Source organism: Streptomyces sp. B93 (assembly GCF_018070565.1).
Lineage (GTDB): Bacteria > Actinomycetota > Actinomycetes > Streptomycetales > Streptomycetaceae > Streptomyces.
In genome coordinates this window covers 57063-70368 of the sequence record NZ_JAGPXL010000006.1, presented here as the reverse complement: position 1 = coordinate 70368, position 13306 = coordinate 57063, and the positions used below count along the sequence as shown (strand labels likewise).

9 protein-coding genes are annotated in these 13306 nt (G+C 73.8%); 7 read left to right on the top strand and 2 right to left on the bottom strand.

The window, feature by feature from the left end:
• The first annotated feature begins 165 nt into the window (after positions 1-165).
• Positions 166-3012, top strand: a complete 2847-nt coding sequence (locus tag KBY47_RS07895; protein ID WP_210920247.1) for an FAD-binding and (Fe-S)-binding domain-containing protein — start codon at positions 166-168, stop codon at positions 3010-3012.
• Positions 3013-3022: 10 nt separating this feature from the next.
• On the opposite strand, the gene KBY47_RS07890 is transcribed toward KBY47_RS07895, so the two are convergent.
• A complete protein-coding gene (locus KBY47_RS07890; RefSeq protein WP_210920246.1) occupies positions 3023-3475 on the bottom strand; it encodes an NUDIX hydrolase in 453 nt (150 codons plus the stop codon).
• A gap of 204 nt (positions 3476-3679) precedes the next feature.
• On the opposite strand from KBY47_RS07890, the gene KBY47_RS07885 reads away from it, so the two are divergent.
• Complete coding sequence (locus KBY47_RS07885) at positions 3680-4627, top strand: DMT family transporter (RefSeq protein ID WP_210920245.1); 948 nt, start codon at positions 3680-3682, stop codon at positions 4625-4627.
• A 64-nt stretch (positions 4628-4691) separates the two neighbouring features.
• Here the strand turns inward: KBY47_RS07885 and KBY47_RS07880 are convergent, their stop codons facing one another.
• Positions 4692-5906: an MFS transporter gene (locus KBY47_RS07880; protein ID WP_210920244.1), complete on the bottom strand. Its 1215-nt coding sequence runs from the start codon at positions 5904-5906 to the stop codon at positions 4692-4694.
• A gap of 234 nt (positions 5907-6140) precedes the next feature.
• Between KBY47_RS07880 and KBY47_RS07875 the strand changes: the two genes are divergently transcribed.
• The 5 genes from KBY47_RS07875 to KBY47_RS07855 are packed head-to-tail and all read left to right on the top strand — an operon-like array spanning position 6141 to position 13254.
• Positions 6141-6935 (top strand): TIGR03084 family metal-binding protein, encoded by a 795-nt coding sequence (locus KBY47_RS07875; RefSeq protein WP_210920243.1) that lies wholly within the window; start codon positions 6141-6143, stop codon positions 6933-6935.
• Positions 6932-8611, top strand: coding sequence for an acyclic terpene utilization AtuA family protein (locus KBY47_RS07870; protein ID WP_210920242.1), 1680 nt, complete (start codon positions 6932-6934; stop codon positions 8609-8611). The genes KBY47_RS07875 and KBY47_RS07870 overlap by 4 nt, the downstream gene beginning before the upstream one ends.
• A complete protein-coding gene (locus KBY47_RS07865) occupies positions 8608-10206 on the top strand; it encodes an acyl-CoA carboxylase subunit beta (RefSeq protein ID WP_210920241.1) in 1599 nt (532 codons plus the stop codon). The genes KBY47_RS07870 and KBY47_RS07865 overlap by 4 nt, the downstream gene beginning before the upstream one ends.
• Before the next feature lie 9 nt (positions 10207-10215).
• Positions 10216-12066 (top strand): biotin carboxylase N-terminal domain-containing protein, encoded by a 1851-nt coding sequence (locus tag KBY47_RS07860; protein WP_210920240.1) that lies wholly within the window; start codon positions 10216-10218, stop codon positions 12064-12066.
• 54 nt (positions 12067-12120) lie between these two features.
• On the top strand, positions 12121-13254 hold the full coding sequence (locus KBY47_RS07855; protein ID WP_210920239.1) for an acyl-CoA dehydrogenase family protein: 1134 nt from the start codon (positions 12121-12123) through the stop codon (positions 13252-13254).
• The last annotated feature ends 52 nt before the right edge of the window (positions 13255-13306 follow it).

The following is a 13306-nucleotide window of genomic DNA, read 5'->3' as shown; positions in this document are numbered from 1 at the left end:
TCCGGTCTCGTTCGGGCGAGAGCCGACACTCACGCGCAACTGGCGGACACTATAGGCCGGTTACTGATCATCTTGGGAAGATTCGTGAGTTGTTCTTGGGGCGGGTGGTGAACGGCGCCCCCGGGGGTCGGCCGGTCCGCCCGCCCGGCGGGGCATCCTGAGGGCATGACGGATCTCGAGGCCGAACTGCGTGCCGCTGTCCGGGGCGAGGTGGGGTTCGGTGTCATGGACCGGGCGCTGACCACCATGGACGCCTCCAACTACCGGCGCGTTCCGCTCGGTGTCGTCGCCCCGCGCGACGCCGACGACGTGGCCGCCGTGCTGGAGGTGTGCCGGGCGCACGGGACGCCGGTGGTGGCGCGCGGCGGGGGCACGTCGATCGCGGGACAGGCGACCGGGGCGGGGGTGGTGCTGGACTTCACCCGGCACATGAACCGGTTGGTTGCCCTGGATTCCGGGGCGCGCACGGCCGTCGTCCAGCCCGGACTGGTCCTCGACCGCCTCCAGGAAGCCGCCGCCCCGCACGGGCTGCGCTTCGGCCCCGACCCCTCCACCCACGGCCGCTGCACCCTCGGCGGCATGATCGGCAACAACTCCTGCGGCTCCCACTCGGTGGCCTGGGGCACAACCGCCGACAACGTCCACGAACTGTCGGTGATCACCGCGCGGGGGCGGCGGCTGCGCCCCGGGCCGGACTGGCAGGGCGCCCCGGAAGGGCTGCGCCCGCTGGTGGAGGGCGAGTTGGCGCGGCTGCGCACCGGCTTCCCCGACCTGCCCCGCCGTATCTCCGGCTACGCCCTCGACGCCCTGCTGCCCGAGCGCGGCGCCGACGTCGCCCGCTCCTTCTGCGGCTCCGAGGGCACACTCGGCATCCTCACGGAGGCCGTCGTACGGCTCGTCGAGTCGCCACGCGCGCGTGCGCTCGCCGTACTCGGCTACGGCGACGAGAGCGCGGCGGCGCAGGCGGCGTCGGGCCTGCTGCCGTACCGCCCGCTCACCGTGGAGGGCATGGCGCGGGACCTGGTGCCGGACGCGGCCGGGCTGCCGCGCGGCGGGGCCTGGCTGTTCGTGGAGACCGGCGGGGAGTCGGAGGCGGCGGCACGCGCGCGTGCGGAGGCGGTCGTGCGGGCCGCCGACGCCCTGGACACCACCGTCGTCACCGACCCCGCCGGGCAGCGCGCCCTGTGGCGCGTCCGCGAGGACGCCAGCGGTACGGCGACCCGGATGCCGGACGGCTCGGAGGCCTGGCCCGGCTGGGAGGACTGCGCGGTGCCGCCCGCCCGGCTCGGCGCCTACCTGCGCGACTTCCGTGCCCTGCTCACCGCCCACGGCCTGCGGGGCGCCCCGTACGGGCACTTCGGCGACGGCTGCGTCCACGTCCGGATCGACTTCGACCTGCTGACGGAGCCCGGCGTCGCCCGTTTCCGCCGCTTCTCCGGGGAACTGGCCGCCCTCGTCGTCGCCCACGGCGGCTCCCTGTCCGGCGAGCACGGCGACGGGCAGGCGCGCGCCGAACTCCTCCCCGCGATGTACGGCGCCGGGACGGTCGCCCTGTTCGAGCGGGCCAAGGACGTCTGGGACCCCGACGGTCTGCTCAACCCCGGCATGCTGGTCCGCCCGCACCGCCTCGACGACAACCTCCGCTTCGCCCCGCTGCCCCGCGAACCCGTCGACGTGGCCTTCGGCTACCCCGCCGACGGCGGCGACTTCACGGCGGCCGTCCGCCGCTGCGTCGGGGTCGCCAAGTGCCGTACGACGACGGCGGGCGGGCCTGCCGTGATGTGCCCGTCGTTCCGTGTGACCGGCGAGGAGGCGCACTCCACGCGCGGGCGGGCCCGGCTGCTGCACGAGATGCTCGCGGGCGAGCTGGTGACCGAAGGCTGGCGGTCCCCGGAGGTGCGGGACGCCCTGGACCTGTGCCTGTCCTGCAAGGGCTGCCGCTCGGACTGCCCGGTCGGCGTCGACATGGCCACCTACAAGGCGGAGTTCCTGCACCACCACTACGCCGGGCGCCGCCGCCCCGCCGCCCACTACGCGCTGGGCCGGTTGCCGGTGTGGCTGCGCTGGACGGCCCGGACGCGCACCGCGCCGCTGCTCAACGCGCTGGCCCGGGTCCGGCCGCTCGGGGGGCTCGCCAAGCGGCTGGGCGGCATCGCGCCGGAGCGGGGGATTCCGCGGGTGGCGGGCCGGACGTTCAGCGCCTGGTGGCGCCGCAGGAGGGCACCGCGGGGGACGGACGGCACGCTGGTCGTCCTGTGGCCCGACACCTTCACCGAGCACCTCTCGCCGAACGTCGGACAGGCCGCCGTACGCGTGCTGGAGGCGGCCGGGCTGCGGATCGCGCTGCCGCCGACGCTGCGGCTGTCGACGGTGGGCGACGGTTCGTCGCGGCTGCTGAACCCGCTCGCCGCCATCCGCCGTACCCGCGTGTGCTGTGGCCTCACCTACGTCTCCACCGGCCAGCTCGACGAGGCCCGCGCGGTGCTGCGCCGCACGCTGGAGCTGATGACACCGGTGCTGCAAGCGGACGTACCCGTCGTCGTGCTGGAGCCCAGCTGTGCCGCGGCCCTCCGCGCCGACCTGCCGGAGCTGCTGCCGGACGATCCGCGCGCGGCACGCCTGGCGGCGCGGGTGGTGACGTTCGCGGAGGCGCTGGAGCGCTACGCGCCCGACTGGCGGCCGCCCCGGCTGGACCGGCCCGTCGTCGGCCAGACCCACTGCCACCAGCACGCGGTCCTCGGCGACGACGCCGACCGGCGGCTGCGCGCGGCGGCCGGGCTGACCGGGGACCTGAGCGGCGGCTGCTGCGGTCTGGCCGGGAACTTCGGCTTCGAGAAGGGTCACTACGAGGTGTCCGCGGCCTGCGCGGAGGAGCAACTGCTGCCCGCGGTGCGACAGGCGCCGGGGGAGACGGTGGTGCTGGCGGACGGCTACTCGTGCCGGACCCAGCTGGAGCAGCTGGCGGGGGTGCGGGGCAGACATCTGGCGGAGGTGCTGGAGGAGTACCTCTGACGGGCCGGGCTCAGACGGCGGTCTCCCCGCGCACCAGCGGACGGCACACCGGCTGGATGTCCCCGGGCAGTTCGTCCGGGTGGCACCAGCGGGCCTCCAGGATCTCGCCGGGGTCCAGACGCAGTTCGCCGCCGAGCAGTTCGGCCTCGTAGGCCACCTCCAGGCGGGTGCGCAGGCCGCTGTTGAGCATGATCAGGCGGCCCGGTGCGACATCGAGGTTGGTCTCCTCCTTGACCTCGCGGACCAGGGTGAGCCGGAAGTCCTCGCCCTTGTGCGCGAAGCCGCTCGGCAGGCCCCACTGCCGTCCCGGCGGCCACATCCGGTGCTTCAGCAGCAGCACCCGTCCCTCGTCGTCGCGCACGACCCCGGTCACACCCACCACGAACTTGGCGTTCAGGCACCAGACCAGCCGGGTTTGCACGGGGCGCAGGGCGCGCCACAGGGCGACCAGGAGTCGTCGCACGGGGCCTCCGAAGGTGAGAGGGGGACGCAGCGCGGACGGTACCGGGTGCCGGAGGGCTGTCCACGGGGCGGTAACCCGTTGACAGTCGCACGGCCCACACCTGACAGTTGCGTCGTAGGGCTACACGCCTTACCGAGTCCACTGCTGTGGACACGTGAGTACAGTAGAGTGAACGAACCGTTCGTGTGACGACCCGGAGCCGCCGTGACCACCCCCAGTGCCCTTCCTGGTGCCTCCACCTCCGCCGCCCCGGCCCCCGCCGGGCCCGCGACGGACGGCTCCCCCGGACGGCTCGGCGCGCTCGGCCCGGTCGGGCTGGTGCTGGCGGGCGGCGTGTCCGTCCAGTTCGGCGGCGCGCTCGCGGTCAGCCTGATGCCCCGCGCCGGGGCGCTCGGCGTGGTCGCGCTGCGGCTGCTGGTGGCCGCGATCGTGCTGCTCGTGGTCTGCCGCCCCCGGCTGCGCGGCCACTCCCGCACCGACTGGAACACGGTCGTCCTCTTCGGCCTCGTCATGGGCGCGATGAACGGCCTCTTCTACCAGGCCGTCGCCCGCATCCCGCTCGGCCCCGCCGTCACCCTCGAGGTCCTCGGCCCGCTGGCCCTCTCCGTCCTCGCCTCCCGCCGCGCGATCAACGTCCTGTGGGCGGCCCTCGCCCTCGCCGGGGTGTTCCTCCTCGGCGGTGGCGTCGGCGACCTCGACCCCGTCGGCGCGGCCTTCGCGCTGGGCGCGGGCGCCATGTGGGCGGCGTACATCGTCTTCAGCGCCCGCACCGGCCGCCGCTTCCCGCAGGCCGACGGGCTCGCCCTCGCCATGGCGATCGCGGCGGTGCTCTTCCTGCCGCTGGGCATCGCAGAGTCCGGTACGAAGCTCATGGACCCGGTGACGTTCGGTCTCGGCGCGGCGGTGGCCGTCCTGTCCTCCGTGCTGCCCTACACCCTGGAACTCCTCGCCCTGCGCCGCCTGCCCGCCTCCACCTTCGCCATCCTGATGAGCCTGGAACCCGCCCTCGCCGCCGCGGCGGGCTTCCTCGTCCTCAGCCAGGCCCTCTCCGCGACCCAGGCCGCCGCGATCGCCCTCGTCATCGCGGCCAGCATGGGTGCGGTGCGGACGCAGGTGGGGCGGGGGCGGAGCCGGGTGAAGGAGAAGGCCTGACGGTCGCCCGGCGGCCGACCCGCGTCAGCCCCCTCAGACCCCCTCAGACCCCCTCAGTCCGCCTTCAGGCTCTCCTCCCTCCCGCCCGCGTCACCATCAGCGCCACCCCCGCCACCGCATACGGCACCGACAGCACCACGAACGCGGTCCCGTGCGACGCGCCCATCGTGAGGGCGGCGTACGAGGCGAACACGGCGATGGTCACCACCTCCGTCACCACCCCCGCCAGCGAGGTCACCGTGGCGCGGGCCGGGCCGCCGATGGCGTGCTGGAGGCGGGCGTCGGCCAGGACGGTGGCGAGCTGGAAGCCGCCGAAGGCGAGGCCGACCAGCGCCACGCCCGCCGGGCTGCCCGTCGCCGCGCCCGCCGCCAGGGCGACGCTCGACGCCGCGAGCAGCACCCCGAGCCGTACGGCGCCGAGGCGCGCCGCCCGCCCGGCGAGCAGGCCGCCGAGGGTCGCACCGCCGTAGATCACCAGCAGCAGCCACGGCACGGCGAGGTCCGGCGCGCCGGTCTCCCGCACCAGCAGCGGCGTGTACTCGTCCAGGGCGCCCCAGACGCCGGTGACCACCGGGACGAGCAGCAGGGCGCCGAGGACGGCACGGCTGCCGCGCACCTCGGTGACGCCGTCCTTCAGGGCCGCCGCCCAACCGCCCTTCTCGTCCTCGGCCGCCGTGTCCCTGCCGTGCTCCGGCAGCCGCCACGCCGCCAGCGCCGTCAGCAGGCATCCGGCGACGCTCGCGGCGCCCACGGCGTCATAGCCACCGGCCGCGAAGACGGGCCCCGCGAGGCCCATCGCCGCGACGACGCCGAGCATGCCGAGGGAGTGCACGCGGCCCATGACACGGGCGTAACGGCCGGACGCGCCGACCCGGTCGAGTTCCTCGTAGACCAGCGCCTCCAGGGCTCCGGAGCCGAGGGCGCCCTTGATGCCCCAGAGGACGAAACCGGCGGCGAAGGCCAGGTAGGAGGGGGTGAGAATCCACAGGGCGTAGCCGGCGGCGGTGATCAGCGGGCCGACCCAGAGCAGCAGTCGCCGGGACACGGCGTCGGCCCAGGCGCCGGACGGCACCTCCAGGACGACGGAGGTCAGCGACCAGAGGGCGAACAGTGAGGCGATCTGCCAGCCGGACATGCCGCTGTCGGCGAACAGCAGTGCGTACACCGGGTAGAGCAGGACGAGTTCGTCGAGGAACGCGTAGCAGTACAGCGGGCGTGTCAGCCGCCGTACGTCACCGCTGCGGCCGGTCCCGGGCGCGCGGGCGGGTGAAATGGTCATCGGGCCTTCCCAGGGGGTCGATTCGGTTGCCGGGGATACGGCTCCGAAGGCGGCCCTCGGGAGGCGGTGCTGGAAGATCAATGTCGCCAGGTCATGCCTCGATGGTAGGCAGGCGGCGCGGCCCGCGGCACCCCCTTTTCCAGGTGGCCCGTCAATTCATGCAAGCATGCTTGATTGTTTCTGCCCCCGCTGCCATGCTCCCCCTCACGCCGCCGTGCCCGAGGGGAGCCAGCCGTGTCCGATCCCACGCCCGTGATCGACGATCTGCGCAGGGAGAGTGAGGAACTCGACGCCCTCGTGGCGGAGTTGAGCGAGCCGGAGTGGCGGCGGGAGACGCCCGCGCCGGGCTGGACCGTGGCCCACCAGATCGCCCACCTCGCCTGGACCGACCAGGCTGCCCTGACCGCCGTCACGGACGCGGACGGCTTCGCGAAACTGGTCGAACAGGCCCTCGCCGCCCCGGACGGCTTCGTCGACGAGGGCGCCGAGGAAGGCGCCCGGCTCGCCCCCGCCGCACTGCTGGCGCGGTGGCGCGAGGGGCGCGCGGCGCTCGATGAGGCGCTGCGGGACGCGCCGTCCGGCGCCCGTTTCCCCTGGTACGGGCCGCCCATGTCCGCCGCCTCGATGGCGACCGCCCGCCTCATGGAGACCTGGGCGCACGGCCTGGACGTCGCGGACGCGCTGGGTGTCGCACGGGAGCCCACCGACCGGCTGCGGCACGTGGCCTGGATCGGGGTGCGGACCCGCGACTTCGCCTTCCACACCCACGGCCGCACCCCGCCCGCCGACCCGTTCCGCGTCGAACTCACCGCACCGTCCGGGGAGACCTGGCTGTACGGCCCCGAGGACGCGGCCCAGCGCGTCACCGGCCCCGCACTCGACTTCTGCCTGCTGGTCACCCAGCGTGCCCACCGCGCCGACCTCGCCGTGCGGGCCGAGGGAGCCGACGCCGACCGCTGGCTGGACATCGCCCAGGCCTTCGCGGGCCCGCCCGGCGCCGGACGCGCCGCCAAGGGGGACGCGCCGTGACCCTGCGCATCGGCAACGCCTCCGGCTTCTACGGCGACCGCTTCGACGCCCTGCACGAGATGCTCACCGGCGGTGAGCTGGACGTCCTCACCGGTGACTACCTCGCCGAGCTGACCATGCTGATCCTCGGCCGGGACCGGCTGAAGGACCCTTCCGCCGGGTACGCGCGCACCTTCCTGCGGCAGCTGGAGGAGTGCCTGGGCCTCGCCCACCAGCGCGGCGTGAAGATCGTCGCCAACGCGGGCGGGCTGAACCCGGCGGGCCTCGCGGACGCGGTACGGCAGCTGGCGGACCGGCTCGGCATCCCGGTGCGGGTCGCGCACGTCGAGGGCGACGACCTCACCGCCTCCTACCCGGGGAGCCTCACCGCCCACGCCTACCTGGGCGGATTCGGGATCGCGGCCTGTCTGGACGCCGGCGCGGACATCGTCGTCACCGGGCGCGTCACGGACGCCGCACTGGTCACCGGACCGGCCGCCGCGCACTTCGGCTGGGCGCCGACGGAGTACGACCGGCTCGCGGGCGCGGTCGTCGCCGGGCACGTACTGGAGTGCGGGACCCAGGTCACAGGCGGCAACTACGCCTTTTTTCAAGGCGTGAAGCACGGGCTGACGCACCCCGGCTTCCCGCTCGCCGAGATCCACGCCGACGGCACCTGCGTGATCACCAAGCATCCCGGCACGGGCGGCCTCGTCGACGTCGGCACGGTCACCGCGCAGCTCCTGTACGAGACGGGCGGCGCCCGGTACGCGGGCCCCGACGTCACCGCCCGCCTCGACACCGTCCGCCTCACCCAGGACGGCCCCGACCGGGTACGGATCGAGGGCGTGCGCGGGGAGGCCCCGCCCCCGACGCTCAAGGTCGGCCGCACCCGGCTCGGCGGCTACCGCAACGAGGTCGTCTTCGTCCTCACCGGCCTCGACATCGAGGCGAAGGCGGCGCTGGTGCGCGCCCAGATGACCCAGGCGCTGGCCAAACGGCCGCCCGCCGAGGTCCGCTGGGAGCTGGCCCGCACCGACCGCCCCGACGCGGCCACCGAGGAGACCGCGAGCGCCCTGCTCCGGCTCGTGGTGCGCGACCCCGACCAGGAGGCGGTGGGCCGCGCCTTCAGCGGCGCCGCGATCGAGCTGGCCCTCGCCAGCTATCCCGGCTTCCACGTGACGGCCCCGCCCGGCAAGGGCAGCCCGTACGGGGTGTTCGAGGCGGCCTACGTCGAGCAGGGCGCCGTGGACCATGTGGCGGTCCTCCCCGACGGGCGGCGGACCGCCGTGCCCCCGGCCCGCGACACGCGCGCACTGGAGCCCCTGCCCGAGCCGCCCACGGAAGCCGTGCCCGAAGGAGGGCCCACCCGCCGGGCCCCGCTCGGTCTGGTCGCGGGCGCCCGCAGCGGTGACAAGGGCGGGGACGCCAACGTCGGCGTGTGGGCGCGGACGGAGGAGGCCTGGCGGTGGCTCGCCCACACCCTCACCGTCGACCGGTTCCGGGAACTGCTCCCGGAGACCGCGGACCTGACCGTCGTACGGCACACCCTGCCGAACCTCCGTGCCCTCAACTTCGTCGTCGAGGGCGTCCTCGGCGCGGGCGTCGCGGCCCAGCACCGCTTCGACCCGCAGGCCAAGGCGCTCGGCGAATGGCTGCGCTCCCGCCGTCTCGACATCCCGGAGACCTTGCTGTGACGGTTCTTCAGACCTCTTTGGACACCGGCGGCGCCGACTACGCCGCCCACCGCGAGGCCATGCTCGCCAAGCTCGCGGAACTCGGCACCGAGCACGCCAAGGCACTCGCGGGCGGCGGTGAGAAGTACGTCGAACGGCACCGCGGGCGCGGCAAACTGCTCGCGCGGGAGCGCATCGAGCTGCTCCTCGACCCGGACACCCCGTTCCTGGAACTGTCCCCGCTCGCCGGCTGGGGCAGTGACTACACCGTCGGCGCCTCGCTGGTCACCGGGATCGGGGTGGTCGAGGGCGTGGAGTGCCTGATCACCGCCAACGACCCGACCGTGCGCGGCGGCGCGAGCAACCCGTGGAGCCTGAAGAAGGCGCTGCGCGCCAACGACATCGCGCTGGCCAACCGGCTGCCCTGCATCAGCCTGGTGGAGTCCGGCGGCGCCGACCTGCCCTCCCAGAAGGAGATCTTCATCCCCGGCGGGGCGATCTTCCGGGACATCACCCGGCTGTCCGCCGCCGGAATCCCCACCGTCGCCGTCGTCTTCGGCAACTCGACGGCGGGCGGCGCCTACATCCCCGGCATGTCCGACCACGTGATCATGGTCAAGGAGCGCGCCAAGGTCTTCCTCGGCGGTCCGCCGCTGGTGAAGATGGCGACCGGTGAGGAGAGCGACGACGAGTCCCTGGGCGGCGCCGGGATGCACGCGCGCGTGTCGGGCCTCGCCGACTACTTCGCCGTCGACGAACCCGACGCCCTGCGCCAGGCACGCCGGGTCGTCGCCCGCCTCAGCCACCGCAAGGCGTACCCGGACCCGGGCCCCGCCGTCCCCCCGAAGTACGACCCGGACGAACTCCTGGGGATCGTCCCCGGCGACCTCAGGACCCCCTTCGACCCGCGCGAGGTCATCGCCCGCGTCGTCGACGCCTCCGACTTCGACGAGTTCAAGCCCCTCTACGGCACCAGCCTGGTCACCGGCTGGGCGCAGCTGCACGGCTACCCCGTCGGTGTGCTCGCCAACGCCCAGGGGGTCCTCTTCAGCGAGGAGTCCCAGAAGGCCGCCCAGTTCATCCAGCTTGCCAACCAGCGTGACATCCCGCTGGTCTTCCTCCACAACACCACCGGCTACATGGTCGGCAAGGAGTACGAGCAGGGCGGCATCATCAAGCACGGCTCGATGATGATCAACGCGGTGAGCAACAGCCGGGTCCCCCACCTGTCGGTCCTCATGGGGGCGTCGTACGGCGCCGGGCACTACGGCATGTGCGGCCGGGCCTACGACCCGCGCTTCCTGTTCGCCTGGCCCAGCGCCAAGTCCGCCGTGATGGGCCCCCAGCAGCTCGCGGGCGTCCTGTCGATCGTGGCCCGGCAGTCGGCGGCGGCCAAGGGCCAGCCCTACGACGACGAGGCCGACGCCGCCCTGCGCGCGATGGTCGAGCAGCAGATCGAGTCCGAGTCGCTGCCGATGTTCCTGTCCGGGCGGCTCTACGACGACGGCGTCATCGACCCCCGCGACACCCGCACCGTTCTCGGCCTGTGCCTGTCCGCCGTGCACACCGCGCCCTACGAGGGCGTACGGGGCGGCTTCGGCGTCTTCCGGATGTGAGGGAACCCTGTGATTTCGAGTCTGCTCGTCGCCAACCGGGGCGAGATCGCCTGCCGGGTCTTCCGCACCTGCCGTGAGTTGGGTGTCCGGACGGTCGCCGTGCACTCCGACCCGGACGAGAACGCCCTCCACGCGCGCGTGGCCGACACGACGGTACGGCTGCCGGGCGCGACGCCCGCCGACACCTACCTGCGCGGCGACCTGATCGTGAAGGCAGCCCTCGCCGCCGGCGCCGACGCCGTACACCCCGGCTACGGCTTCCTCTCCGAGAACGCCGACTTCGCCCGCGCGGTCCGCGACGCGGGCCTGACCTGGATCGGCCCGCCGCCGGAGGCGATCGAGGCGATGGCGTCCAAGACGCGCGCCAAACAGCTCCTGGGCCTGGCGCCGCTGCACGAGGTCACCGAGGCCGACCTGCCGGTGCTGGTGAAGGCGGCGGCGGGCGGCGGCGGGCGCGGCATGCGTGTCGTACGCCGCCTCGCCGACCTCGACGCCGAACTGACGGCCGCCCGCGCGGAGGCACTGGCCGCGTTCGGGGACGACGAGGTGTTCACCGAGCCGTACATCGAGGACGGCCGCCACATCGAGGTGCAGATCCTCGCCGACACCCACGGCACGGTGTGGGCGCTCGGCACCCGCGACTGCTCCCTCCAGCGCCGCCACCAGAAGGTGATCGAGGAGGCCCCCGCCCCCGGCCTCACCGAGGCGCTGACGGCCGAGCTGCACGACACCGCCGTACGCGCCGCCCGCGCCGTCGACTACACCGGCGCCGGAACCGTCGAGTTCCTCGTCGCCGACGGCCGGCCGCACTTCCTGGAGATGAACACCCGTCTCCAGGTCGAACACCCCGTCACCGAGGCCGTCTTCGGCATCGACCTGGTGGCGGCCCAGATCCGCGTCGCGGAGGGCGAGGCCCTGGAAGCCGACCCGCCACGCGCGCGTGGCCACGCCGTCGAGGCCCGCCTCTACGCCGAGGACCCCGCCCACGGCTGGGCCCCGCAGACCGGCACCCTGCACCGCCTCACCGTCCCGGCCGGCGTCCGCCTGGACACCGGCTACACCGACGGCGACGACATCGGCGTCCACTACGACCCCATGCTCGCCAAGGCCGTCGCCCACGCCCCCACCCGCGCCGAAGCCGTCCGCAAACTCGCCGACGCCCTCGAACGGGCCACGATCCACGGCCCCGTCACCAACCGCGACCTGCTGATCCGCTCCCTGCGCCACGAGGAGTTCACGTCCGCCCACATGGACACGGGCTTCTACGACCGCCACCTCGACGACCTGACCGACCCGGTCCCCGACCCCCACGCCCCCCTCGCCGCCGCCCTGGCCGACGCCCACGCCCGCTCCCCCTTCGGCGGCTGGCGCAACCTGCCCTCCCAGCCCCAGACCAAGCGCTACGCGGTGGCGGGCGAGAAGCGAGAGGTCCAGTACCGGCACACCCGCGCGGGCGGCTTCGAGGCGGACGGGGTGCGGGTCGTGCACGCCGACGGGGGCCTCGTCGTCCTGGAAGTGGACGGCGTACGCCGCAAGTACGAGGTCACACGCTACGGCGACCAGGTGTACGTCAACACCACCCGCCTCGCGGCTCTGCCCCGCTTCCCCGACCCGACGCAACAGCACGCCCCGGGCTCCCTCCTGGCCCCCATGCCGGGCACGGTCGTCCGCGTGGCGGAGGGCCTGGCGGCAGGCGCCCGGGTGGAGGCCGGACAGCCCCTGCTCTGGCTGGAGGCGATGAAGATGCAACACGAGATCAAGGCCCCGACCACCGGCACGCTCAGCGCCCTGAACGCCGCCCCGGGCCAGCAAGTGCGGGTCGGCACCCTCTTGGCGGTCGTCGACAGCGACGCCCCTTAGGGGCGCGGGGAACTGCGCGACCAGCCACCCACCACCCGCACCCGGAGGACAACAGTGACCACCCTCATCGAGACCGAAGAACACAAGGCTCTCCGATCCGCGGTCGCCCAACTGGGCAGACGCCACGGCCGCAACCACGACCGCGAACAACTCTGGTCCGACGCAGGCAAACTCGGCTACCTCGGCGTCAACCTGCCGGAGGCATACGGCGGCGGAGGCGGCGGCATCACCGAACTCTCCATCGTCCTCGAGGAGCTGGGCGCCGCGGGCTGCCCCCTGCTCATGCTCGTCGTCTCCCCGGCCATCTGCGGCACGGTGATCGCCCGCTTCGGCACGGACGCCCAGAAACAGGAGTGGCTCCCCGCCCTGGCGGACGGCACCCGCACCATGGCGTTCGGCATCACCGAGCCCGACGCGGGCTCCAACTCCCACCGCATCACCACCACCGCCCGCCGCGACGGCGCCGACTGGCTGCTCACCGGCCGCAAGGTCTTCGTCTCCGGAGTCGACATCGCGGACGCCACCCTCATCGTCGGCCGCACCGAGGACGCCCGCACCGGCAACCTCAAGCCCTGCCTGTTCATCGTCCCGCGCGACGCACCCGGCTTCCAGCGCAGCAGGATCGACATGGAGCTGAACGCCGCCGAGAAGCAGTTCGAGCTGGTCCTGGACGACGTACGACTGCCCCCTCAGGCGCTCGTCGGGGACGAGGACGCGGGCCTGCTCCAGCTGTTCGCGGGCCTCAACCCGGAGCGGATCATGACGGCCGCGTTCGCGATCGGCATGGGCCGCTACGCGCTCGCGCGGGCCATCGAGTACGCCCGGGAACGCACCGTGTGGAAGGCGCCCATCGGCGCCCACCAGGCCATCGCCCACCCCCTCGCACAGGCGCACATCGACCTGGAACTCGCGCGGCTGATGATGCAGAAGGCGGCGTACCTGTACGACGCGGGCGACGACGTCGGCGCGGGGGAGGCCGCGAACATGGCGAAGTACGCCGCCGCGGAGGCCAATGTGAAGGCGGTCGACCAGGCCGTGCACACCCTCGGCGGGAACGGCCTCACGCGCGAGTTCGGGCTCGCCTCGTTGATAACGGCGGCGCGCGTGGCTCGTATTGCTCCGGTGAGCCGGGAGATGATTCTCAACTACGTCTCCCACCAGACCCTCGGCCTGCCGAAGTCCTACTGACGTCGTCCGTCCGACGTCATCCGTCCGGCACAGCGTCGTGCGAGGAGGAACC

What these genes read in the sequence shown, in the direction of transcription:
- KBY47_RS07895 (WP_210920247.1), top strand. Translation starts at nt 166, where the DNA reads ATGACGGATCTCGAGGCCGAACTGCGTGCCGCTGTCCGGGGCGAGGTG.
- KBY47_RS07880 (WP_210920244.1), bottom strand. Translation starts at nt 5,906, where the DNA reads ATGACCATTTCACCCGCCCGCGCGCCCGGGACCGGCCGCAGCGGTGAC.